The 23,140-nt window shown below is 66.1% G+C and carries 25 protein-coding genes; 12 read left to right on the top strand and 13 right to left on the bottom strand.

The window, feature by feature from the left end; all coding sequences use genetic code 11:
• Nucleotides 1-25 precede the first annotated feature (25 nt).
• Nucleotides 26-868: a sugar nucleotide-binding protein gene (locus ACP7AR_RS13700; RefSeq protein ID WP_426186797.1), complete on the top strand. Its 843-nt coding sequence runs from the start codon at nt 26-28 to the stop codon at nt 866-868.
• Here the strand turns inward: ACP7AR_RS13700 and ACP7AR_RS13695 are convergent.
• A complete protein-coding gene (locus ACP7AR_RS13695; RefSeq protein WP_426186794.1) occupies nt 852-1,337 on the bottom strand; it encodes a MarR family winged helix-turn-helix transcriptional regulator in 486 nt (161 codons plus the stop codon). The two genes, ACP7AR_RS13700 and ACP7AR_RS13695, sit on opposite strands and share 17 nt — an antisense overlap.
• A gap of 86 nt (nt 1,338-1,423) precedes the next feature.
• On the opposite strand from ACP7AR_RS13695, the gene ACP7AR_RS13690 reads away from it, so the two are divergent.
• The 5 genes from ACP7AR_RS13690 (at nt 1,424) to ACP7AR_RS13670 (ending at nt 6,122) form a co-directional block, all read left to right on the top strand.
• The gene (locus ACP7AR_RS13690) at nt 1,424-2,536 is read left to right on the top strand and encodes an LLM class flavin-dependent oxidoreductase (protein ID WP_426186791.1); all 1,113 of its coding nucleotides are present in this window, start codon (nt 1,424-1,426) and stop codon (nt 2,534-2,536) included.
• A 22-nt stretch (nt 2,537-2,558) separates the two neighbouring features.
• Complete coding sequence (locus tag ACP7AR_RS13685; protein ID WP_426186788.1) at nt 2,559-3,641, top strand: LLM class flavin-dependent oxidoreductase; 1,083 nt, start codon at nt 2,559-2,561, stop codon at nt 3,639-3,641.
• Nucleotides 3,638-4,330 (top strand): NADPH-dependent F420 reductase, encoded by a 693-nt coding sequence (locus ACP7AR_RS13680; RefSeq protein ID WP_426186785.1) that lies wholly within the window; start codon nt 3,638-3,640, stop codon nt 4,328-4,330. The genes ACP7AR_RS13685 and ACP7AR_RS13680 overlap by 4 nt, the downstream gene beginning before the upstream one ends.
• 44 nt (nt 4,331-4,374) lie before the next feature.
• Nucleotides 4,375-4,956, top strand: a complete 582-nt coding sequence (locus ACP7AR_RS13675; RefSeq protein WP_426186782.1) for an NADPH-dependent FMN reductase — start codon at nt 4,375-4,377, stop codon at nt 4,954-4,956.
• Nucleotides 4,957-5,027: 71 nt separating this feature from the next.
• Entirely contained in the window at nt 5,028-6,122 is a 1,095-nt protein-coding gene (locus tag ACP7AR_RS13670) for an ABC transporter ATP-binding protein (protein ID WP_426186779.1), read from the top strand.
• 37 nt (nt 6,123-6,159) lie between these two features.
• Here the strand turns inward: ACP7AR_RS13670 and ACP7AR_RS13665 are convergent, their stop codons facing one another.
• The 3 genes from ACP7AR_RS13665 to ACP7AR_RS13655 form a co-directional block, all read right to left on the bottom strand.
• The gene (locus ACP7AR_RS13665; protein WP_426186776.1) at nt 6,160-6,771 is read right to left on the bottom strand and encodes a GNAT family N-acetyltransferase; all 612 of its coding nucleotides are present in this window, start codon (nt 6,769-6,771) and stop codon (nt 6,160-6,162) included.
• Nucleotides 6,768-7,373 carry a TetR/AcrR family transcriptional regulator gene (locus ACP7AR_RS13660; RefSeq protein ID WP_426186773.1) on the bottom strand — a complete coding sequence of 202 codons (606 nt, stop codon included), beginning with the start codon at nt 7,371-7,373 and terminating at the stop codon, nt 6,768-6,770. The genes ACP7AR_RS13665 and ACP7AR_RS13660 overlap by 4 nt, the downstream gene beginning before the upstream one ends.
• Before the next feature lie 235 nt (nt 7,374-7,608).
• Nucleotides 7,609-8,268 carry a TetR/AcrR family transcriptional regulator gene (locus tag ACP7AR_RS13655; protein ID WP_426186770.1) on the bottom strand — a complete coding sequence of 220 codons (660 nt, stop codon included), beginning with the start codon at nt 8,266-8,268 and terminating at the stop codon, nt 7,609-7,611.
• Nucleotides 8,269-8,466: 198 nt separating this feature from the next.
• On the opposite strand from ACP7AR_RS13655, the gene ACP7AR_RS13650 reads away from it, so the two are divergent.
• The 3 genes from ACP7AR_RS13650 to ACP7AR_RS13640 all read left to right on the top strand — a co-directional run bounded on the left by ACP7AR_RS13650 (nt 8,467) and on the right by ACP7AR_RS13640 (nt 10,886).
• The gene (locus ACP7AR_RS13650; RefSeq protein WP_426186767.1) at nt 8,467-9,093 is read left to right on the top strand and encodes an NADPH-dependent F420 reductase; all 627 of its coding nucleotides are present in this window, start codon (nt 8,467-8,469) and stop codon (nt 9,091-9,093) included.
• A gap of 2 nt (nt 9,094-9,095) precedes the next feature.
• Entirely contained in the window at nt 9,096-9,830 is a 735-nt protein-coding gene (locus ACP7AR_RS13645) for an SDR family NAD(P)-dependent oxidoreductase (protein ID WP_426186764.1), read from the top strand.
• A 183-nt stretch (nt 9,831-10,013) separates the two neighbouring features.
• Nucleotides 10,014-10,886: a glycerophosphodiester phosphodiesterase gene (locus tag ACP7AR_RS13640; protein WP_426186761.1), complete on the top strand. Its 873-nt coding sequence runs from the start codon at nt 10,014-10,016 to the stop codon at nt 10,884-10,886.
• A gap of 65 nt (nt 10,887-10,951) precedes the next feature.
• Here the strand turns inward: ACP7AR_RS13640 and ACP7AR_RS13635 are convergent, their stop codons facing one another.
• Nucleotides 10,952-11,995, bottom strand: a complete 1,044-nt coding sequence (locus tag ACP7AR_RS13635; RefSeq protein ID WP_426186758.1) for an LLM class flavin-dependent oxidoreductase — start codon at nt 11,993-11,995, stop codon at nt 10,952-10,954.
• Nucleotides 11,996-12,034: 39 nt separating this feature from the next.
• Nucleotides 12,035-12,700: an NADPH-dependent F420 reductase gene (locus ACP7AR_RS13630; protein WP_426186755.1), complete on the bottom strand. Its 666-nt coding sequence runs from the start codon at nt 12,698-12,700 to the stop codon at nt 12,035-12,037.
• 113 nt (nt 12,701-12,813) lie between these two features.
• Here ACP7AR_RS13630 and ACP7AR_RS13625 point away from each other — a divergent pair, with 113 nt between their 5' ends.
• Nucleotides 12,814-13,161 (top strand): winged helix-turn-helix transcriptional regulator, encoded by a 348-nt coding sequence (locus tag ACP7AR_RS13625; RefSeq protein ID WP_426186752.1) that lies wholly within the window; start codon nt 12,814-12,816, stop codon nt 13,159-13,161.
• A gap of 47 nt (nt 13,162-13,208) precedes the next feature.
• On the opposite strand, the gene dnaB is transcribed toward ACP7AR_RS13625, so the two are convergent.
• Nucleotides 13,209-14,582: a replicative DNA helicase gene (gene dnaB, locus ACP7AR_RS13620; protein WP_426186749.1), complete on the bottom strand. Its 1,374-nt coding sequence runs from the start codon at nt 14,580-14,582 to the stop codon at nt 13,209-13,211.
• Between the two features lie 534 nt (nt 14,583-15,116).
• On the opposite strand from dnaB, the gene ACP7AR_RS13615 reads away from it, so the two are divergent.
• A complete protein-coding gene (locus ACP7AR_RS13615; RefSeq protein WP_426186746.1) occupies nt 15,117-16,139 on the top strand; it encodes a hypothetical protein in 1,023 nt (340 codons plus the stop codon).
• Nucleotides 16,140-16,241: 102 nt separating this feature from the next.
• Nucleotides 16,242-18,614: a beta strand repeat-containing protein gene (locus tag ACP7AR_RS13610; RefSeq protein ID WP_426186743.1), complete on the top strand. Its 2,373-nt coding sequence runs from the start codon at nt 16,242-16,244 to the stop codon at nt 18,612-18,614.
• A gap of 256 nt (nt 18,615-18,870) precedes the next feature.
• On the opposite strand, the gene rplI is transcribed toward ACP7AR_RS13610, so the two are convergent.
• From rplI to ACP7AR_RS13580, 6 genes are all read right to left on the bottom strand, one after another.
• Nucleotides 18,871-19,323, bottom strand: a complete 453-nt coding sequence (gene rplI, locus ACP7AR_RS13605; protein WP_426186740.1) for a 50S ribosomal protein L9 — start codon at nt 19,321-19,323, stop codon at nt 18,871-18,873.
• A gap of 11 nt (nt 19,324-19,334) precedes the next feature.
• Complete coding sequence (gene rpsR / locus ACP7AR_RS13600) at nt 19,335-19,589, bottom strand: 30S ribosomal protein S18 (RefSeq protein WP_017829850.1); 255 nt, start codon at nt 19,587-19,589, stop codon at nt 19,335-19,337.
• A 61-nt stretch (nt 19,590-19,650) separates the two neighbouring features.
• The gene (locus ACP7AR_RS13595; protein WP_033105627.1) at nt 19,651-20,160 is read right to left on the bottom strand and encodes a single-stranded DNA-binding protein; all 510 of its coding nucleotides are present in this window, start codon (nt 20,158-20,160) and stop codon (nt 19,651-19,653) included.
• Between the two features lie 5 nt (nt 20,161-20,165).
• A complete protein-coding gene (rpsF, locus tag ACP7AR_RS13590; protein WP_426186736.1) occupies nt 20,166-20,534 on the bottom strand; it encodes a 30S ribosomal protein S6 in 369 nt (122 codons plus the stop codon).
• 270 nt (nt 20,535-20,804) lie between these two features.
• Nucleotides 20,805-22,226 carry a DUF6716 putative glycosyltransferase gene (locus ACP7AR_RS13585; RefSeq protein ID WP_426186733.1) on the bottom strand — a complete coding sequence of 474 codons (1,422 nt, stop codon included), beginning with the start codon at nt 22,224-22,226 and terminating at the stop codon, nt 20,805-20,807.
• Nucleotides 22,223-23,095: an N-acetylneuraminate synthase family protein gene (locus ACP7AR_RS13580; protein ID WP_426186730.1), complete on the bottom strand. Its 873-nt coding sequence runs from the start codon at nt 23,093-23,095 to the stop codon at nt 22,223-22,225. Before ACP7AR_RS13580 ends, ACP7AR_RS13585 begins: the two co-directional genes overlap by 4 nt.
• Nucleotides 23,096-23,140 lie beyond the last annotated feature (45 nt).

Below are 23,140 nucleotides of genomic sequence, written 5' to 3'. Positions count from 1 at the left end.
ATCGATGAACTCCCTTGATCCGCGAATGACCGAATCGCCCGGCCGAACCCTCCTCGTGGGGTTCGGCAAACTCGGGCGCAGTCTCGCCCCCCGGCTTCTCGCCGATGGCGGCGACGTCATCGCGCTGCGCCGCAGCGAGGGCGACCTGCCCGATGGCGTCATCGGCGTCCGCGCGGATCTGGCCGCTCCTCTGAAAGCGCGCTTGCCTGCCGTCGATTCGATGGTCGTGACCCTCCCGCCACCGGGAGGCGTCTCCGGGTATCGCACGGCACTGACGCATCTCGCGGATGCTCTGCTCGCGGTTCCCGCACGGACGCTCTTCGTGTCATCGACCGGCGTGTTCGATGGCTCAGCATCCGCCCATCCGATCACCGAGCAGGACGAACCCGCGCCGACCAGCGAACGAGCGCGAGGGCTGCACGATGGCGAGCGAGCGGCGATCGAGCTGTTCTCCGCGGTGATCGTGCGTCCTGCCGGGATCTATGGTTTCGGGCGAGGATTCCTTTTGCGGCAGGTGCGGGAGAACGCCGTCGTGAACCATCGTCGGCGCACGAACCGCATCCACGAGGACGATCTCGTACGGGCGCTCGATCTCCTGCTGCGGATGCCGGAGCCGCCGCCGCTCGTGCACGCGGTGGATGCGGCCCCCGCCCCGTTGGGCGAGGTGGTCGAGTACATCGCCCGCGCGCTCGACGTCGACACACCGCGCGACGATCCCTCAGCCGGGCCGACCGGGCTGGTGCATGATGGATCGCTGCTGCGCTCTCTGCTGGGTGATCTGGCGTACCCGACATACGTCGAGGGGTATGCCGCGATGATCGCGGAGTCGGCGCGCCAGGATGGCGTGGGGTTCAGTCGGGGCGACTGAACCCGTCGTTCAGACCCAGGTGCGCGCGGAGCGCGGCGGAGATGTCGTCGAGGTGCGCGAGCTGTTCGGGGCTGAGAGCATCGATGAACAGCTCGCGCACCGCGCGCAGGTGTGGAACCGACCCGGCTCGGAACGCCTCCCGCCCGGATTCCGTCACGATGACGTCCACCCCGTGCACGTCATCGACGCACGGGACCCGTCGGATCAGGCGGCGCTTCTCCATCCGCCCCAGATGATGCGAGAGCCGACTTCGCTCCCATCCGACCAGCGCCGCCAGTTCTGCTGACCTCAGAGTGTGCTGCGGCGCCTCCGTCAGAGCGAGCAGAACCTGGTAGTCGCCCGCCGACAGCGACGACTCACTCAGCATCCGACTGCCCAGACGCGTGCGAAGAGCCAGCGACGTCTCGATGTAATCTCGCCAGATGCGAAGCTGCTCGCGCGTCGGCATCGTCCGGTGATTGCGGGCCATCAGGTCTCCTCGGAATAGACACGTCAATACCCATGTTGCAGCATTGACACGTCAATCCGGAAGGTCCGGGGCGAGGAGGACGGATCATGGCTATCCGGATCGGTGACATCGAGTTCGGACTGAACTCCTTCGGCGACATCGCCACCGATGACGGGCGGGTGATGTCGGATGCTGAATCGCTACGGCTGCTCGTCGACGAGGCTCAACTGGCGGAATCCGTCGGGCTCGATGTGTTCAGCATCGGCGAGCACTACCGGGAGGGGATGGTCGACTCGGCTACTCCTGTGATCCTCGCAGCCGCAGCGCAGGCCACATCGACCATCCGTCTTGGCACCTCGGTGACCGTCCTGTCGACGCAGGATCCGGTACGGCTGTATCAGCAGTTCGCCACGGTCGACGGCCTGTCGGGCGGGCGGGCGCACCTGGTGCTCGGACGCGCGTCGGCAATCGAGTCGTTCGGACTGTTCGGGTACGACATCGCCGAGTACGAGCAGATCTTCGAGGAGAAGCTCGGCCTCTTCCTGCGCCTCATGAATGAGGATCGTGTGACGTGGACCGGGCAGTACCGCGCACCGCTCGAGAACGTACGTCTGCACCCGCGAATGCCGCAGGGCGGAATCCCCACCTGGATCGGGATCGGCGGAAGCCCCGACTCCGTCGTCCGCGCGGCACGGAACGGACTGCCCCTGATGATGGCCATCATCGGCGGCCGCCCCGACCGATTCGCAGGGCACGCCGAACTCTACCTTCGTGCGCTTTCGCGATTCGGACAGCCGGAGCTCCCGATCGGCCAGCACTCCCTCGGCTTCATCGCCGACACCGATGAGGAGGCGAAGAACATCCACTGGAGGCACTGGCAGCCGGTCGTCACCGCGATGAGCAAGGAGCGCGGGTTCTACGCACCCACCCTTGAGCGGTACAAAACCGAGGTCGATACAGGGGCGCTGTACGTCGGCTCCCCTGAGACCGTGTCGCGGAAGATCGCGGGCATCGTCCGCGCCAATCATCTGTCTCGCTTCGACCTGAAGTACGACGTGCTGCACCTGCCGCGCGAGGCGCGTGAGCGCAGCATCCGCCTGTTCGGCGAGCGCGTGGCTCCCCGGGTACGCGAGCTGCTCGACGAGGACCCTGGAGAGTGGCACCTCACCGGGCGCGCCCCTGCCGAGATCGTCAAGGGCGGCAAAGCCGCCCATGCCTGAAACCTACGAGAAGAAAGAGATCATGAACGACTTCACCGACCTCGAGTTCGGCATCGACACGTTCGGCGACCTGCCCCGCGATGACCAGGGCGCCGTCGTCTCGTATGCAGCGGCGATCCGCGCCACGGTGGCGGAGGCGGTGCTCGCCGACGAGGTGGGCATCGACGCGGTCGCCATCGGAGAGCACCACCGCCCCGAGTTCGCGATCTCCTCACCGGAGACCGTGCTGGCCGGCATCGCCACGGCGACCGAGCGCATCCGGCTCGGCTCCGGCGTCACTGTGCTGTCGTCTGACGACCCTGTGCGAGTGTTCCAGCGATTCGCGACCGTCGACGCCCTCTCGAACGGGCGCGCCGAGATCATCCTCGGACGAGGATCCTTCACCGAGTCGTTCCCGCTGTTCGGCTACGACCTCTCCGACTACGAGCTGCTCTTCGACGAGAAGATCGATCTCTTCCACGCCCTGCTCGACGAGAAGCCGGTCACCTGGGAAGGGACGACGCGCGCTGCCCTGCACGAGGCCGACGTCTTCCCGAAGACGGATTCGGGGCGGCTGCGCACGTGGGTGGGCGTGGGCGGGTCCCCGCAGTCCGTGCTCCGCACGGCGCACTACGGGTTCGAGCTCATGCTCGCCATCATCGGCGGCGCACCTGCCCGCTTCGCGCCGTACGTCGACCTGTACCGGCGGGCGACCGAGCAGCTGGGCACCACCGCCCACCCGGTGGGTATGCACTCCCCCGGTTTCATCGCCGCGACCGACGAGGAGGCGATGGAGACCTTCTACCCCGGGTACAAGGTGGTCCGAGACCGGATCGGTGCATTGCGTGGCTGGCCGCCCCTGACTCGCTCGGACTTCGAGGCCGACGTCGAGAGCGGATCGCTGTACATCGGTTCGCCGGAGACCGTCGCTCGGAAGATGGCAGCTGCCATCCGCACGCTCGATGTCGGACGGTTCGACCTCATCTACTCGGCCGGAGGCGCCATGTCGGCGAGCGCGCGTCTTCGCGCGGTCGAGCTGTACGGCACGAAGGTGATCCCAATGGTGCGCGAACTGCTGGCGGAGGCACCCGCGCAGTCGATGACCGGGGCGGGGTCCAGGTCATGAGTGAGCGGAATGACACCGGCGGCAACGGCGAGACCGTCGGCATCCTCGGGGCCGGCAAGGTCGGCACGGTGCTCGCCCGCCTTGCCTTTGCCGCGGGGTACCGCGTGCTCATTGCAGGATCCGGCGATCCGGAGCGGATCGCTCTCACGATCGATGTGCTCTCGCCTGGCGCGACGGCCGTCCGTTCGGAGGATGCTGCCCGCGAGGCGGACATCGTCGTTCTGGCGCTGCCGCTCGGCAAGTACCGGAGCCTGCCGGTCGCGGAGCTAGAGGGCAGGCTCGTGGTGGATGCCATGAACTACTGGTGGGAGACGGATGGGATCCGCGACGACCTGAACGATCCGCGCACATCGACGAGCGAGATAGTGCAGGAGTTCCTCTCTGGATCGCGCGTGGTGAAGGCGCTCAACCACATGGGCTACCACGACCTCGAGGAAGAAGCTCGACCGGCCGGGGCAGTGGGCCGGAAGGCGATCGCGATCGCGGGCGACCGCGAGGATGACCTCGCGCGCGTCGGAGAGTTCATCGATGCGCTGGGGTTCGACTCCCTCATCGCCGGGCCCTTGGCCGCCGGCGTCCTCTTGGAGCCGGGCAAACCCACCTTCGGTGCCGACGTCCCGATCGATGATCTACGCCGACTCATCGACCTCGCCGCCGCCGAACACTCCCCCACGCGCACCTCCTCTTGATCTCTCACTCGCCACGACCGACACCCAGAAGGAGCACCATCATCATGACCAAGATCGCCATCATCCTCGGCAGCACTCGTCCCGGTCGCAATGGAAAGCAGGTGGCGGACTGGATTCTCGAGCAGGCCACCCGGCGCGATGACGCCGAGTTCGAACTCGTCGACCTCGCCGACCACCCTCTCCCGCATCTCGACGAGCCGATGCCGCCGGCGATGGGCCAGTACAGGAACGACCACACCAGGAAGTGGGCCGAGAAGATCGCCGAGTTCGACGGGTACGTCTTCGTCACCCCTGAGTACAACCACTCCACTTCCGGTGTGCTGAAGAACGCGATCGATTACCTGCATCGCGAGTGGAACAACAAGGCCGCCGCGTTGGTCGGATACGGCGGGGTCGGCGGGGCCCGCGCGATCGAGCACCTGCGGCTCGTGCTCGCCGAACTACAGGTCGCCACAGTGCGGCAGACACTGACGCTGTCACTCACGACCGACTTCGAGAAGTACTCCACCTTCACCCCGAGCGACCATCAGGCCGTTCTCCTGGACACGATGTTCGATCAGCTCATCGCGTGGTCGCAGGCACTCGAAAGCGTGCGCAACCCGGAGCCCATCGAGAACGCCGCCTGACGCTCACTGCAGAACACTTCCCATCACAATGGATCGTCCGGCACGTACCTGCCGGTGAAAGGAAAGAAGAAATGGCAACCGTGAGGTTCAACCAGGCGACACGAACGTTCGCCGGAGTGCAACGCCCCGCTGTCGACAAGCTGGATCTGGAGGTCGCCGACGGCGAGTTCCTCGTGCTCGTCGGCCCTTCCGGCTCTGGCAAATCCACGTCACTGCGGATGCTCGCCGGGCTGGAAGAGGTCAACGACGGCCGCATCCTGATCGGTGACCGCGACGTCACCGACGTGCCGCCGAAGGACCGCGACATCGCGATGGTCTTCCAGAACTACGCGCTCTACCCCCACATGACAGTCGCCGAGAACATGGGCTTCGCCCTGAAGATCGCCGGCGTCGGCAAAGAGGAACGCGCGCAGCGGGTACTCGAGGCCGCGAAGCTCCTGGATCTCGTCCCGTTCCTGGAGCGCAAGCCGAAAGCCCTGTCGGGTGGTCAGCGTCAGCGCGTCGCGATGGGCCGGGCGATCGTTCGCAGCCCCCAGGTGTTCCTCATGGACGAGCCGCTGTCGAACCTCGACGCGAAGCTGAGAGTGCAGACCCGCACCCAGATCTCATCACTGCAGCGGCGGCTGGGCGTCACGACCGTCTACGTAACGCACGACCAGGTGGAGGCGCTGACGATGGGAGACCGGATCGCCGTGCTCGCCGACGGCACCCTGCAGCAGTTGGGCACGCCGCGCGATCTGTATGAGGAGCCGAAGAACGTGTTCGTCGCCGGGTTCATCGGCTCGCCGGCCATGAACCTGTTCACCACGGATGTGACCGAACACGGGGTGCGCTTCGGGACGCAGACGGTTGCGGTGGATCGCGCGACACGCGACGCCGGCGGCACCCGCGTCACGATCGGCGTTCGCCCTGAGGACATCACCCTTGCGAGCGCGACAGAGCCCGGCCTCACGATGACCGTCGATCTCGTCGAGGAACTCGGCGCCGACGGCTACCTCTACGGCCACGCGATCATCGACGACGAGCGGGTGAACCTCACCGCACGCGTCGACGGACGGACGCACCCGAAGGCAGGCGACACGGTGACGGCGACACCCAAGCCCGGACGTCTTCACCTGTTCGACGTGGACAGTGGGGAACGACTGAACCCTGGGATCGCGGGTTGACCGCGATCGGTCGACCGAGCGGCGAACGCTAGAGATTTCAGTCCTTCATCGCATCTGTCTTCGCGGAACGGAGGCCCATCGAGATATACGCGGAGAACCCCGCTCGCTTCGCGAACCGGATGCGACGCCGCTGAATCTCGGTGAATCCGAGCTTGGCGTACAGCCGGAGCGCAGGGACGTTAGTGTCCTTGATGTCACGCAGCACGAACTCGTTAGAAGGCAGCTCCAGCAGCCGACGCATAAGTGCCGTGGCAACGCCTTTGCCCTGATACTGAGGGGCCGTCGTGACGAACGCGATCTCCGTGAGACCCTCGCGGGCACCTTCATAGGCCCCCATGAACTGGCTTCGGATGATCTGGCAGCTGATCACCCCGTGCACCGGACCGAGCACGCGCTGAAGGTTGTGTCGATCCGGCTCGAAGCACTCCTGCTCCCCTTCGGTGACGACCGCGACGGCGGCCGGCTCGCCGTCGACGAGCGCGACGTGGAAACGTTCCAGGATGAGCATGGGCGCGAACGCATCGGCGAGTACATCCTCGTCTTTGGAGAAGAAGGCGAAGTCCTCGGCGAACCCTTGCACGAGAACTTCCGCGATCCGGCGCCGATACTCCTCACCCAGTTCGTCTGCGCGTGCGACTTCAATCTTCATCGGGGTCCTCCTGTGAACATTCGTAGGATCAGGTCGACATCAGGCTCCGCAGATTCCTCCCGCAGAGCAACGTGCATCGTCGTCATACCGGCAAGCATGGCGAAGTAGTGAGCGGCCATTCTGGCTGGGTCTCCCGCGGTGATCTGGCCTGCGGCCTGGCCTCGACCGATAAGCAAGGCGAAGGCCCGCCAGAGCGTTCCCTGCGTTGCGGCCAGCCGTGCCGCAGTCCCCTCAGGAGTGTCCGTCGTGAAGCCCTGGTTGATCACCATGTAGAACTCGGCTGCGCCGTTGTTCGCCGTGAGGTCGGCCACGTACGTCTCAGTGAAAGAACGGATCATGGCGATCGGGTCGCCGTCGGTCGAAAGCTGAGCGGCGACGGCGCCGAGTCCACGCGAGGCCTGTTCGATCAGTTCGTCGAACAGCTCTTCCTTGCTCGCGTAGTGCCGATAGATCGAGCCGATGCTGATCCCCGCCTCAACGGCGATCTGCCGAATGTTCGCGGCGGCGAAACCGCGGTGTGCGAATACGCGAACGGCAGCCGTCTCCACAGCGGAGCGCGTGGCTGAGCGCAACGCCTCGTTCTGCTCCGTCGTCCGCGGCACGATGATCCTTTCAATGAACTTACGTTCATTTTATTCCACCGAACAACCATGCGCAATAGGCCTAGCGCTCGGCCTGCGAGCGCGCTAAAAGCTGTAGGGCCGCGAAGTCGCCCTCAAACGGGCGAGATACTCAGGGACGCCACGCCGTCCCAGCGAGTGTCGACGTATCCGACGAGCGGCAGACAGCGGTCGCTTGCGATGCCGATGCATCGCGAGATGCCCAGGGTTGCCGCACCTAGTTCGTGTTGAGTTGGACCATGGCGTCGTAGAGCTGCGTTTCCGTCATCGGGGGTTCGGGAAGCGGGTGCGCCCGCTCTGCCCGGTACGCGTCGAGCATGAGGTAGAGGTGACGCCGCCACGCGTTGGGGACGGTGATGCTGGTCGCGTCGATCATCCGGCCGTTGGACCAGATGAGGTTGACGATGTCGGCCCGCGTGATGTCAGGGCGGGCTACGCCGGCTTCTTGGGCGCGGATGAGGACATCCTCGATCTGGCGACACATCAGGTCATGAATGCGCTCGGTGTTCGCATTGCCGGGGAAGCGACGGGACAGGAAGTCGTTGAAACCTCGGTCTCCCGCCTGCACACGGAACAGGTTCTCCAGATAGGAGACGAACCCTTCCCACGGATCGTCGATCTCCAGCGCTTCCTCGGACCCGTCGAGGAACTCCTGAACACGAGGCTCAAGGGCGGCGAGGAGCAGATCCATGCGGGTCGGGAAGTGCCGATACAGGGTCCCGATCGCGACATCGGCGTCGCGGGCGATCCGCTCCAGGGAAGCATCCACGCCACGGGCGGCGAACTCGCGCTGCGCAGCGGCGATCAGCCTGTCACGACGCTCCTGGGCATCGCGGCGCAATGGCACCCCCGCCCGCTCCACGCCACTGATAGTCACAGAACCAATTTACCTCGAAATCGAGGCCACCCTCCGGTACTCCGCACACGTCCCTGCCGTCCAGCGCTAGTCCCGTCAAGGGTCTCCCGCGAATCCTCGGAATAGATGAGGCACCCCTCCGGTTCTATCCCTAACCGGAGGGGTACCTCATCTTGAGGCCGCACGGTCAACAACACAGACACCACGAAGGAGCACATCATGACGAGCATCAGCATCATCGGCTCGGGGAACATGGCCAGAGCCATCGGCACCCTGGCTCTCAAAGGCGGCAACACCGTCGAGATCACAAGTCGGGATCCGAACAAGGCCGGCGCCCTGGTGCGAGCGCTCGGTGACGGGGCCACGGCCGGAACATGGGGCGTCGCGCCCTCCGGAGACATCGTCATCCTCGCCGTACTATTCGCCGGCGCCGTTCCGGTCGTCAAGCAGTACGGCGAGGCGCTGGCCGGCAAGATCGTCGTCGACATCACCAACCCGTTCAACGCCGACGCCACAGGGCTCGCCATTGCTCATGACACCTCCGTCGCGCAGATGGTCGCCGAGGCCACCCCTGCGAGCACCCACGTCGTGAAGGCGTTCAACACCCTCTTCAGCCACGTGATTGCAGCGGGACATCCAGTGGACGTGTTCATGGCAGGCGATGACGCGCAGGCCAAGGCGAGCGTCTCCGCGTTCATCACGAGCCTCGGGCTTCGTCCTCGGGACGCCGGTGACCTGAACATGGCGCACTGGTTGGAGAGCGCAGGCCTGCTGGAGATGGGTCTGGCCCGCGCCGGCCTGGGGTTCGACATCTCCCTCGCCGTCAACCTCGGACGAGCGGAGTGATCATGGGAAAGCTCGATGGCAAGGTCGCGGTGATCACAGGGGCGACGAGTGGCATGGCGCTGGCAGGCGCGAAATTGTTCGTTGAGGAAGGAGCTCACGTCTTCATCACCGGTCGACGCAAGGACGCGGTGGACGAAGCCGTGAAGCTGATCGGACGGAACGTCACCGGCGTGCAGGCCGATTCGGCCGATCTCGATGACCTGGATCGCCTGTTCGCGACGGTCAGACAGGAGAAGGGCGCGATCGATGTGCTGTGGGCAAGCGCGGGAATGGGCGAGCAAGGCAGGCTCGGCGAGATCACAGACCAGCAGTTCGATGCCGCGTTCTCGGTGAACGCGCGCGGCACGCTGTTCACGGTTCAGAAGGCCCTGCCGCTGTTCAACGATGGCGGCTCGATCTTCATGACCGGGTCAAACGCTTCGCTCAGGGGTTACCCCGACTGGAGCGTGTACGCGGCGAGCAAGGCCGTTCTGCCCGCCTACGCGCGGGTGTGGGTGTCGGAGCTGAGGGACAGGAACATCCGCGTGAACGTGCTGACCCCCGGCCAGGTCGGTTCGCCGATGATGGAGAAGGTGATGGATGCGGAGATGAAGGCCGCGTTCGAGTCGGTGATCCCGCGGCGCAAGATGGGCCGACCTGAGGAGATCGCGTCGGTGGCGTTGTTCCTCGCCTCGGACGATTCGAGCTACGTCAACGGAATGGAACTGGTTGCCGACGGGGGCGCGACCGTGATCTGAGCGCGTCGGGTGCGGCACCCATCTCGGTACCCGCTCGGCGCTGGGCTGCGGGCTTCGGCACGCGCTGCCCAGCGCCGGGTCGTCACCTTTCCGTGATCATTCATCTCGAAGACACGGTGACGTCATGCGCCGGCGGGACCGTGGGAGGGTTCAGTGCTCCCCACCTCCTAAGGAGATCAAACAATGCGCACTCGCACACTCACGCTGGCCGCCGCGGCCGGTATCGTCGGGCTCTCGCTCGTCGCGACCCCTGCCATCGCCGCCCAGCCGGAGAAGGTCTCGGTCATCACGACGGCGCACCGCGGCGCAATGGCCTACGCACCCGAGAACACGCTCGCCGCATTCGAGGTCGGCATCGAGCAGAAGGCCACCTGGATCGAGTCCGACGTACAGCTCAGCAAGGACGGTGTGGCTGTCCTGATCCACGACACCACCCTGACCCGCACCACGAACGTCGAGGAAGTCTTCCCCGACCGCGCGCCCTGGAAGGTCGCCGACTTCACGCTCGAGGAGATCAAGCAGCTCGACGCCGGCTCATGGTTCGGTGAGGAGTTCACCGGCGAGCAGGTCCCCACGCTCGCTGAGATGGTGGCGCAGGTGCGGTCGAGCCGATCGGGCATCATCATGGAGCTCAAGTCACCCGAGCTGTACCCGGGCGTCGAGCAGGAGGTCATCGACGTCTTCGATTCGTTCCCCGGCTACATCAACTCGGCGCTCGCGAGCGAGCGCCTCGCGGTGCAGAGCTTCAACTGGGACTCGATGGCGACCTACGCTGAGCTGCAGCCCGAGGTGCCGGTGGGCCTGCTCGGCACGGTGCCTGTCTCGGACCTCGCCGCCTACGGTCAGTGGGCTGACCAGGTGAACCCGAACTTCGGTGCCGTGACGGCCGACTACGTCAACGCGGTGCACGATGCCGGCATGGTCATCAACACCTACACGGTCAACGAGGTCGCCGACATGGCGCGCCTGCTCGACTACGGCGTCGACGGAATCATCACGAACCGGCCTGACGTGCTCGAAGACCTGCTCGCTCAGCGCAACATCGAGAAGCGCTGACCGCTCCTCAACAAGCGGCCCGTTCGATCCTCGGATCGGACGGGCCGCTTCGCGCATGTATTGGTCTACTTCTTCTCAAGCAGCCGCTGCACGCGGGGTTTCACGTCGGTGGCGAGGAGCGTGATCGATTCGAGAAGGTGCTCCTGCGGGAGGCCGCCGATGTCGGTCTGCAGGAAGTGGCGCATGTGGCCCATGTGCGCCTGGAGGGCGACGAAACGGTCAGCGATCTCATCCGGGTCGCCCACATAGAACCCGCCGTGCTCACCGGTCTGAGACTCGAAGACACGGCGGTCCTGGGGAGCCCACCCCCGGAGGCGACCCATCTCGAGGGTGAGGTTGTGCCAGCCCGGGTAGAACCGGTCCATCGCCTCCTGTTTCGTCGGTGCGACCAATCCGAGGGAGGCCACGGCCACCTTGATGGAATCCCCGGTCTGACCGGCCTGGGCGGCGGCGCGACGATAGAGGTCAGCGAGCGGTGCGAACCGGCGCGGCTCGCCCCCGATGATGCCGTAGGAGATCGGGAGACCGAGCTGTCCGGCGCGAACCGAAGAGGAGGCGTTGCCACCGGTGGCCAGCCAGATCGGGAGGGTTCCGCGCACGGGGCGGGGAACGACGGCCAGGTCGTCGAGCGCAGGGCGTACCGTTCCGGACCACGTGACGGCTTCGGATGGGCTGTTGTTGATCGTCATCAGCAGGTCGAGCTTCTCTGCATAGAGGTGGTCGTAGTCCTGTAGGTCGTACCCGAAGAGCGGGAACGTCTCGACGGATGACCCACGGCCGGCGGTGATCTCCACCCGTCCGCCGCCCGAGATGGCGTCGGCGATCGCGAACTGCTGGAACACTCGGACCGGGTCATCGGTGCCGATGATGCTCGCGCCACTGCCGAGGATGATGTTCTTGGTCGCCGCGGCCGCCGCGGCGATTATCGTTCCGGGTGAGGACGCGGGCATGCTGACTGTGTGGTGCTCGCCGACAGCGAAGTAGTCGAGTCCGACCTGGTCGGCGTGGATGATCGCTCGGTGGAGGTTGCCGATGGCCTCCGCCGTCGAGCGAGGCGTGCCATCTTCGTCGAGTTGAGTGTCGCCGAAGCTGTAGGCGCCGATTTCCATGATGGTCGTCTTCTCCGATTTCAATGAGTGCTGCACTGTTCAGGCGTGATCGAGGATGCTGAGAGACATGTCGTTCTCCGGATGCGGGAGGGCATCACGGAGTTGCACGGCGGTATGGTGGCCGCCGAAGATCGGTTGCCCCGGCTGCAGCACGGCCCCGCTTCGAAGCGGTCCCGTCGCGACGGCGTCGAAGCCGAAGCGTTCGATCACATCAGCGACCGCGGCCACGCCAGCCAGACTGTCGCCAGCCATCCCGAGCGCCCTCCTGCCGGGGGCGCCGGCCGGGCGGGCACCGATCTCCAGGTCGTGGTAGCCGATGTGATTCAGCGTCTTCACGATCTCAGCGCCCGTGAAGTGGTCGCGGACGACTTCACTGCTCGTTGTCTGCTGCTCGAAATCTTCCAAGACACCATCGATCGGAGGCCAGTAGTTCATGGTGTCGACGACGAGCTTCCCGGTCAGCAGGCTCTGCGGGATGCTTCGGTACTTGTGCAGCGGGATCGCCACGATCACGAGGTCAGCACTGGCGACGACGTCTGCCGCAGACATCGCGTGCGCACCCGGCACGACGACGTCAGCCAGCAGCTGGATGTCCTCGGCGCTCCCTGACCCTGCGACATTGACAACGAATCCGGCCGACACCGCCGTTCGAGCGATCGCAGATCCGACCCGCCCGACGCCGAGTATTCCGATCGTGTGAACCATGTCCTGCTGCCTCCTCCGAACTGGCGCGGCATCCGCGCTGGTATCCACGCTCGCAGTTCGCGTTCGACGACGCGAATGGGCCATTAGTTGCTAACTAATAGTAAGCTTCGGGTATGACCGATCAGATATTCGCGCACATCGACGAAGAAGAGTGCCGCCGCTTTCAGGCATCCGTCGAGTTGGCCGGGCGAAAATGGAACGCGGCCATCCTGTTGGCGGGCGCGCGCGGTGCGCGACGATTCTCGGAGTATCAGTCGCTCGTTGACGGGATCTCTGCTCGTCTCCTGTCGGCCCGGATGAAGGAGCTCGAGTCCGAGGGGCTCATCGAGCGCTCCGTGGAGCCGACGACACCGGTGTCGATCAGTTACACGCTCACTGTGCCAGGGAAGCAGCTGATCTCTTTGCTGCATCCGCTCGTCAGTTGGAGTCGCGCCCGCCAGTCGGACGCACACAGTCAGTGACCCCCGAGGCGCCACTGGCTGATGTCGCCGTCAGCTGATCGCTACCCTCAGTTGAAGTCGCCGCCAGGAGCCATGTCGGCGAATCGCGAATAGTGCCCCTGGAATGCGACATTGATCGTCGCGGTCGGACCGTTACGGTGCTTGGCCACGATGAGGTCGGCCTCGCCCGGGCGCACATCCTTGTCGTAGACCGAGTCGCGATGCAGCAGGATCACCATGTCGGCGTCCTGCTCGATCGAGCCCGACTCTCGCAGGTCGCTGATCTGCGGTTTCTTGTCCTGACGTGCCTCAGAACCACGGTTCAGCTGCGAGAGCGCGATGACCGGAACCTGCAGCTCCTTCGCGAGCAGCTTCAGCGCACGTGAGAACTCCGAGACCTCCTGCTGACGCGACTCGACACGCTTACCGCTCGTCATCAGCTGCAGGTAGTCGATCACGACCATGCGCAGACCCTCGCGCTGCTTCAGGCGCCGACACTTCGCGCGGATCTCGACCAGCGTCATGTTCGGGCTGTCGTCGATGTAGAGCGGCGCGTCGTTGATGCGTCCGCGCGTCGCGGCGACCGTGGTCCAGTCGCGTGGGTCGAGCGTTCCCTTGCGCATGTGCTGCAGCGGGATCGCGCCCTCGGCGCTGAGCAGGCGCATCGCGATCTCGCTCTTGCCCATCTCGAGCGAGAAGAAGATCGCCGGCTGGCCGTGGCCGATCGCCGCAGCCCGAGCGAAGTCGAGCGCGAGCGTCGACTTACCCATCGCAGGGCGAGCGGCTACGACGATCATCTGTCCGCCGTGCAAGCCGTTGGTGAGTTCGTCGAGCTCTTTGAACCCGGTCGGCACGCCCGTCATGGAGCCGTCGCGGCCGCTGGCGGCCTCGATCTCCTCGAGCGCGGCATCCACTGCGACCGTCAGAGGCACGTAGTCCTCGGCAGTCTCCGTACCGGTGACCGCGTAGATCTCGGCCTGCGCGTTGTTGACGAGATCGGTGGCGTCGCCCTGGCCGTCGTATCCGAGCTGAACGATGCGCGTACCGGCGTCGACGAGGCGGCGCAGAATCGAACGCTCGGCGACGATGCCGGCGTAATACCCGGCGTTCGCCGCGGTCGGAACGATCGAGGTCAGGGTGTGCAGGTAGTCAGCACCGCCGGCGCGCCCCAGTTCGCCCGTCTTGATCAGTTCGTCGGTGACGGCGACCACGTCGGTGGGCTCGCCGTGGGAGTACAGCGAGAGGATGGCCTCGAAGATGAGCTCGTGCTTGGGGATGTAGAAGTCGGCGCCCTTGAGGGTTTCGATCACATCGGCGACAGCATCCTTCGAGAGGAGCATTCCGCCCAGGGCGCTCTGTTCGGCGAGGAGGTCGTGCGGCGGCGTGCGCTCTGGCTTGCGCTGGCCCCCGAGGCGCTCCTCTGAGATGTCGGCAATCGACACTGTGCTCCCTTCGATGCGCTGGATGCTGGTGCGGCGCGGGATGACTGACCCCGATTGCCGTGCGACGGCGGCGCGTTCTGCGGTAGCAATGAGCGAACCACGCACCACCGACATCTCGTCGCTCGTCCACGCTAGAAGCGCCATACTTCACCCGCAACACAGCCTGTGGATAACTCTGTGGAGAGTGTGCGGAGAACGCCGGAGTGTCTGTGCACAACGAGTGTGCATAACTCTGTGTCGCAGTTCTGTTTGGTCAGTTTTTATTTGCTTTGATCTGGTCTTTTACACTTCCCCAGCCTGTGGATGACAATCTGCTTAAACGGCTGATTGAAGGTTGAGCCCGTTGGGGGTGACATGTGTACAACCTGGGGAGAAGTCAAGCCCGAAATATCTCGGGCGCGTCCCGCTCTGATCGTCGGGGAACGCGCTGGTCAAACCTCAATAACCCCCTGGACAGACGACCAGTGCCGGAGTATCTTCAGGTCAATGACGCGCGTTGCGTCAAGAACGTTTCGCTTCGGAGGGGAGGTGAACGTGGCCACTGCCGAATCCCGTCGGATTCCTTACGGTGTCGTTTGGGGCGCTTTCGGCGTGCTCGCATGGGCTGCGTTCAGCATCCTCACCGGCGGTGGCTCCGCGCACGCTGACGATGAGTCCGTTTCCCCGCTCGGCGAGCTCGCCGGTGTGGTGAGTTCGACGCTGGATGACACCGTCGCTCCCGTCGTGGAACCCGTGGTCGTAGAGGTCGTCACCCCCGTCGTGCAGAAGGTGGCTGCCCCGGTCGTGAAACCGGTCGTGCAGAAGGTCGTCACTCCAGTCGTGGAGAAGGTCGTCACTCCGGTCGCGCAGACCGTGCCGGTCGTCGATGCCATCGCACCGGCAGTCTCCGACACTGCCGACGCCGTGGTCGACCCCGTCACCGACGTCCTGCAGGACTCACCCCTCTCGGAGACCACGGCCCCTGTGCTCTCGGCGGTCGCCGATGTTCCTGTCGTCGGAAAGGTGCTCGACGACCTCGGCGTCACCACCGGCGTGACCGCGATCGTGGACGCGGTCGATGCCACGACCGGACTGCTCGGAGATGCTGTAGACAACACCGTTGCCCCCATCGTCGACGATCTCGATCTGACTTCACCGACTTCCATCGGCACTCTCGCACCGATGGCACCCGTTGACAGCGCGCCCGGGAACGTGCCGGTCGGCCTCGATCTACTCGTTGCCGTAGTCGCCGACGAAGGCGTCGTTCCTTCGCGCGCCAGCAGCGCCTTCGCCACCGACGGACTCGCTTTCGCCGCGTTCTATGCCGCGACTGCCAGTGCTGACCCGGGTGTGGACGACACGAGTGTGCCCACAACGCCCGCCAAGGCTGCTCATGCTCCCCCGGCATCGACCGCTCCAACGTCTTCCGCGGGAAACGGTGGAGGACACATGGGCGACGGCGCACAGTTCCGCGCCAACCGACTTGAGCCGCTCCGTGCTTGGACGCGGATGCACGAGGCACCGGATGACGAACTGCCGTCGTCACCGGTCGCCGACACTGACGTCTCTCCTGACTGACCGGGGTCGTGTCATCCCTCGCGGATGACAGACATGGTGCTGCGCGCGCACTCAGATCGCGCGCTTTCAACCAACCCATTTTCAGTCAGGAGCTGAATCATCATGCGAACCATCATGAAGCGCGCCCTCTGGGGAGTGCTGGTAGCCGGCGGGATCACCCTGCTCGGCGCCACGGCCGCCAATGCGGCCGAAACCGACGGAGAGGACAGCATCCTTTCCGGAACCCAGGCGATCATCCCCGTCTCGGTACCCGTCAACGTCACAGACAATGCCGTCTCGGTGCTCGGAACTTCGACCGCGGAAGCACCTGCTCCCGCTCCCGCTCCCGCACCGGCACCCGCACCGGCACCCGCACCCGCACCCGCACCCGAGGCGAGCACGAGTGGTGAAGGGGGTGCGGGTTCGGGAACCCAGGCCGTCGTCACCGTCGATGCTCCGGTGTCAGTCGAGAACGTCGCGGTCGCTGTACTCGGCACCTCCGAGACCGCACCCGCATCCACATCGACGACAGACGAACTTGCGGCATCACCCGCACCGGCCGTCACCACCTCTGGCATGGAAGGAGTGTTGTCAGGCACACAGGCACTGGTCGCCGTGAACGCGCCGATCACCGTGAGCGGAAACTCGCTCGCGGTTGCCGGTGACAGCCAAGTCTCGGACTCGGATGCCGCGGCGCCCGATTCCTCGACTCCGGCTGACAGCGACGGCGCGCCAGCCACTGAAGCGACCACCGATGGATCCGACGGCACCGCCAGCGGCACCCAGGTCGTCGCCCCGGTCACCGCTCCAGTGAACGCGACGGGCACCGCGGTCTCCGTCCTCGGGAACAGTGCAGCTTCGTCTGACGGCACGGCAACGGGAGACACCAGTGCGGCACCCGCCGCGCAGCCGACCACCGACGGCGCTGATGGCACCGCCAGCGGCTCGCAAGTGGCCGCACCCGTCACCGCCCCCGTGAGCGTCACCGGCAACGCCATCTCGATCCTTGGGGACAGCGCAGCCACGGCTGACGCCACGGCATCCGGAGACACCAGTGCGGCACCCGCCGTACAGCCGACCACAGACGGCGCTGACGGTACCGCCACCGGCACCCAGGTCGTCGCACCCGTCACCGCTCCCGTGAACGCGACCGGCAACGCCATCTCCGTCCTCGGGGACAGCGCAGCCACGGCTGACGGCGCCACAACCGGAGACATCAGTGCGGCAGCCGCCGTACGGCCGACCACGGGCGGCGCTGACGGTACCGCCAGCGGCCCGCAAGTGACCGCACCCGTCACCGCTCCAGTGAACGCATCGGGCAACGCGATCTCCATCCTCGGGGCCAGCGCAACCACAGCTGACGGCACGGCAACCGGAACACCGGGAAGCAATGACGCGGCACCGACCACCGAGGGCGCTGACGGCACCACCAGTGGCTCGCAGGTCGCCGCACCCGTCACCGCTCCAGTGAACGCGACCGGCAACGCCATCTCCGTCCTCGGGGACAGCGCGGCCACAGCTGACGGCACGGCAACCGGAACACCGGGAAGCAATGACGCGGCACCGACCACCGAGGGCGCTGATGGCACCGCCAGCGGCACCCAGGTCGCCGCACCTGTCACCGCTCCGGTGAACACGACCGGCAACGCCATCTCCATCCTCGGGGACAGCGCAGCGACCTCCGACGGCGCGGCATCCGGAGACACTAGTGCGGCACCCGCGGTACAGCCGACCACCGACGGGGCTGATGGCACCGCCAGCGGCACCCAGGTCGCCGCACCTGTCACCGCTCCGGTGAACACGACCGGCAACGCGATCTCCATCCTCGGGGCCAGCGCAGCCACGGCTGACGGCGCCGCAACCGGAACACCCGGAGACCGCGACGCGGCACCGACCACCGGCGGCGCTGACGGCACCGCCACCGGCACCCAGGCCGTCGCACCCGTCACCGCTCCGGTGAACACGACCGGCAACGCGATCTCCATCCTCGGGGCCAGCGCAGCGACCGGTGGCGGTGCATCCACCGATGGCACGCCTCCGGCAGGCGGGGGCCAGACCGACGGTACTGGCTCGCTGCTCGGCGGAACCCAGGTGGTGCTGCCCATCACCGCTCCGATCACGATCGGCGGCAACGCCGTCGGTGTCGTCGGTGACGCGACAGTCGCTGGCCCGGGGACTGATCCCGTAACCGACCCGGGCACTGACCCTGGCACCGACCCGGGAACGGATCCTGGCACCAACCCGGGAACCAACCCAGGGACGGACCCCGGACCCAACCCAGGAACCAACCCTGGCACCGGCCCGGAAACGAACCCCGGAACCGACACAGATTCTGGAGTCGACTCGACCCCGAGCGGTCAGGCCGGCAACGTCGTTCAGGCAGGCGGTGCCGCACTCGCCGCGACCGGATCGGACTTCCCGTACGCTTCGGCGGCGCTTGCGCTCGCGATGCTGTTGATCGGAGCCGGACTCATGCGCCGCCGCATCACGGCGTGACGACCGCCGACAGGCCCGGCCGCGCAAGCCGTCGCCGACCCTGTCGGAGTGCGTGCAGAGCAAGCTCAGGCATCCCCTCCTGAGCGGTTCTCGCTGCGGATGTCTGACGCAGCCCCTCTGCGAGACGCACATGGCCGGATGCCCCGGGTCCCCAGCCCGGGGCATCCGATGCGCCCTGAACCAGGGACACAGACGCGTCAACGACGGATGCCCCGGAGTCCGAAGACTCCGGGGCATCCGAACGATGCAGTGACGACTACTTGGCCGCGACCACCTGAAGGGTGATGACGGCGACGACGTCCTCGTGCAGACGCACAGTCGCCTCGTGCTCACCGGTCGCCTTGATCGGCGAGGTGATGGTGACCTTGCGCTTGTCGATCGTGCCGAGGCCGGCAGCCTCGACAGCGTTTGCGACGTGCTCGGTCTTGACCGAACCGAACAGACGTCCGGCGCCGCCGGCCTTGACGGCCAGACGAACCTTCGTGTCCTCGATCTTGTCCTTGAGGGCCACAGCCTCGTCGCGATCGTGGATCGCGCGCGACTTGCGTGCAGCCTGGATCGACTCGACCTGCTTTGCGCCACCACGGGTCCACGCCGTGGCGAGGCCCTGGGGGATGAGGTAGTTACGGGCGTACCCGTTCTTGACCTCGATCACGTCACCGGCGCTTCCGAGCCCGGCGACCTCATTCGTGAGAATCAGCTTTGCCATGTCGATACCCCTTAGCGGCCAGCGCCGGCGTAAGGCAGGAGTGCCATCTCGCGTGCGTTCTTGATCGCCGTGGCGATCAGACGCTGCTCCTGCACCGAGACACCGGTGATACGACGGGCGCGGATCTTGCCGCGCTCCGAGACGAACTTGCGAAGCGTTGCGACGTCCTTGTAATCAATGACGCCGACCCGGATCGACTTCGCGGGAGCGGTGGGCTTGCCACCCTTCCGCGGCTTGCGGCGGTCGCCGCTCGACTTTCCAGCCATGGTTATTCCTTATTGATGAGCGGATGCCGGGCCTCTTGCGAGGATCGGATCCAGAAGTTGTTTAGAACGGGGTGTCGTCGCCGAAGCTGCCCGGAGTGCTCCAGGCATCGGCACTGGTCGAAGAACCGGGCGTTGACCACGGCTCCTCCGACACCTGCTGCTGCTGCGCTGGGCGCTGTCCCCCACCGCCGCCACCGGCTCCGCCGGAAGCCGCACGGGTGACCTGTGCCGTCGCGTATCGCAGGGACGGGCCGATCTCGTCGACCTCGAGCTCGATCGCCGTGCGGTTGTTGCCCTCACGGTCCTGGTAGGAGCGCTGGCGAAGACGACCCTGCGCAACAACACGCATGCCCTTCGTCAGAGAACCCGCCACGTGCTCAGCGAACTCGCGCCACACGGACGCACGGAGGAACAGCGCGTCGCCGTCCTTCCACTCGTTCGCCTGACGGTCGAAGGTTCGCGGCGTCGATGCGATGGTGAAGTTCGCCACCGGCAGCCCGTTCTGCGTGTAACGCAGCTCGGGGTCGGCCGTGAGGTTTCCCACCACGGTGATGACGGTTTCGCCGGCCATGAGCCTTAGGCCTTCGCTGCCTTGGCAGCCTTACGAGCTGCCTTCTCCTCGGAGCGCTTGGCTTCGAAAGCGACCATAGCCTGAGCTTCTTCGGAACGAAGAACCTTGGTGCGCATGATCTGCTCGTTCAGGCCCAGCTGGCGGTCGAGCTCCTGCGTGGCAGCGCTCGTCGCGGTGAAGTTGACGACGGCGTAGATGCCCTCGGTCTTCTTCTGGATCTCGTATGCAAGACGGCGCTTGCCCCAGATGTCGACCTTGTCCACAGTGCCACCATCGTTGGTGATGACCTTGAGGAACTTGTCGAGCGTAGGGGCTACCTGGCGCTCGTCGATCTCGGGGGTCAGAATGACCATGAGTTCGTACTGGTGCGTCACTTACCCACCTCCTTCGGACTAGAACGGCTTCCGGGCATTTCCCGAAAGCAGGAGGGTGTGTGCACGTGCCGGTCTGTACATGCAGGATGCACGCAGAAGACAGACAACCTCGACAGTCTAGCGGAGTTCCGGGCGTGTCGCGAACGGGTCCGATCGGCCGAAACCCGCTCTACGCGTGAGACCGAGTTTCCGGCACCAGACCGTGCTGGCAGGACTCGGTCTCGTGCTGCAGGGTCGGTCTCGCCACAGCCAGGGCGGCCGACCGCTGACTCAACGCCTGATGGGGTCGTGCAGCGGCGTCGGCTCCAGCGTGTAATCGGTCGTCGCATCCGACCACGTGTCCTCCCCCGCCTTGCCGCGCGCCCGCCGCAGCGACAGGATGCCGTGCACGATCGGCGCCCCGACGCCCAGCGCCACGCGGCCGACCATCGAACGGTCCTCGCCCGCCAGCACGCTCTTGCGATGCCACGCAGCGTGAAGCGCGCCACCACGACCCACAGGCACACCCTTCGCCCGCAGGCGCCCCTCGCGGCGCAGTGCGACGAGCTCTTCGACGCAGCGCCACCAGGTCGTGTCCGATTCCGGCTGGAAGTAGTTGTCTCTCTGCCAGCCGGCGAGCGGATGCCGGAACCGGCGTCCGACGACCTCCTCGGCCCCGCCCAGCAGACCGCTGCCGGTGAACACCGTGTTCAGCAGCGTCTTGTGCACACCGAATGTGTCGAGCGCGATGACGGGCACGTTCTGCGCGAGCGCTTCGATCGCCGCGGTCGAACTGACGGTCACCAGACCCTCGGCGCGCGCGAGTGCCGTCGACATCGGCTCATGCGAGATGACCAGGTTGGCCGGACGTGCCGCCAGCAGGTCGGCGTAGGCATCGCGTTCGAGATGCGCCTCGGCTTCGCCCGGGCGCGAGCGCAGTTTGACGACGACGCGTTTGTTGGGATCCGCGTCGGCGGCCAGGCGCAGCATCTCGGCGATCTGCTCTCGCTCGTGACGCGCCGCCGGCACCAGCGCCTGGGCCGCGAACACGAGATCCGTTCCCCCCGGTCGCGCTGCCGGCGCGGAAGGTGTTGTGCGGTCGGCGAGAGCGACGCCGGCCGAGCCGCCGGCCGATACACCGACCAGTTCCCGTTCTGCGACCCGGATCGACGCGGCACGGGAGGCGTCAGCGTCCGTCGCCTTCCGCGCGAAGGGCAGTGTCGCGAGGGCGGTCGGCACCTGGATGCCGATACGACGCCCCAGCTCCGCGAATGCCCGCTCCTCACGGTGCGAGTGCACGACCATCAGGTCGCTCTCGCGTCGGTACTCGAGCGCTCCGCGCTGGGCGGGGATCGACATCCCCGGCAGTCCACTCACCACGACGGGTCGTTGAGTCAACCGATCGATCTGCCGTGCCATGAGCCGCACGAAGGGTCCTCGTCCGGAGAGCACCACGACGTCGGGCTGGTGGCCTGTCAGCCATCCGTGCAGCTCGTCGAAGCCGAGGCGCGTGATGTCGGCATCCGTGAAGCTCGTCCCGGCGAGCGCCGTACGCTCCTGCGCAGCGCTCACCGCGAGCGGCGTGCGCACCAACAGCATGTGGCGGCGGATGCCGGCGATGCCGGACAGCAACGATGCCGACCACTTCACGAACGAGTCGGCATCCGCGATCGCGACGACTCGCAGCTCGGCGGTGCTGGTGACGGTGCTCATGCCGTAACGCGACGCAGCTTCGCCATCGGTGCCTGCTCGCCTGGGAACACGCGCTTGACTCCGTCGCCGAGCGCGGTCTCGATCACCCGGATGTCGCGCACGAGGTGAGAGAGGCCGGTGGGCTCGAGGGACGCGGCGTGATCGGAGCCCCACATGGTGCGGTCGAGCGTGATGTGCCGCTCGACGGCCACAGCGCCGAGTGCGACGGCTGCAAGGGAGATCTGCAGGCCGCGCTCGTGTCCCGAGTAACCGATCGGCACACCGGGGTAACGATCGCGGAGTGTCGTGATGACGCGGAGATTGGCCTCCTCCGGCTCCATCGGATACGTCGACGTCGCGTGCATGAGCACGACACGGTCGGTCCCGAGGGTCTCGAGTGCACGATCGATCTGCTCGATGGTCGACATGCCGCTCGAGAGGATGATCGGCTTGCCCGTCTCGCGCAGCGCGGTCAGCAGCTCGATATCGGTGACACTGGCCGAGGCGACCTTGTGCGCCACGACGTTCAACTCCTCGAGGAACGCCACGCTGGGGACATCCCACGGCGAGGCGAACCAGTCGAGTCCGCGCAGCGTGGCGTGGTCGCCGACCTCGACGTACTCGTCGCGGCCGAACTCGACGCGGCGGCGGTAGTCGAGATACGTCATCGTGCCCCACGGGGTCTCCCGCGGGACGTCGCGCATGTGCTCCGGCGTCGAGATCTCGGGGGTGCGCTTCTGGAACTTCACGGCATCCGCCCCGGCGTCCGCCGCGACGTCGATGAGTCGCTTGGCGGTGTCGACGTCGCCGTTGTGGTTCAGGCCGATCTCGGCGATGACATAGGCGGGTCGACCGCCGCCGATCACGCGCGATCCGATGCTGACAGTCATGGTGGTCCTCCAGTCGTCGTACCCCTCATTCCTGAGTACGCCGCG

Origin of the sequence: Microbacterium sp. TWP3-1-2b2 (genome assembly GCF_049896145.1) — a bacterium.
Taxonomy (GTDB): Bacteria; Actinomycetota; Actinomycetes; order Actinomycetales; family Microbacteriaceae; genus Microbacterium.
The sequence above is the reverse complement of the archived record's forward strand: the minus strand, read 5'-3'. Positions and strand labels throughout refer to the sequence as shown.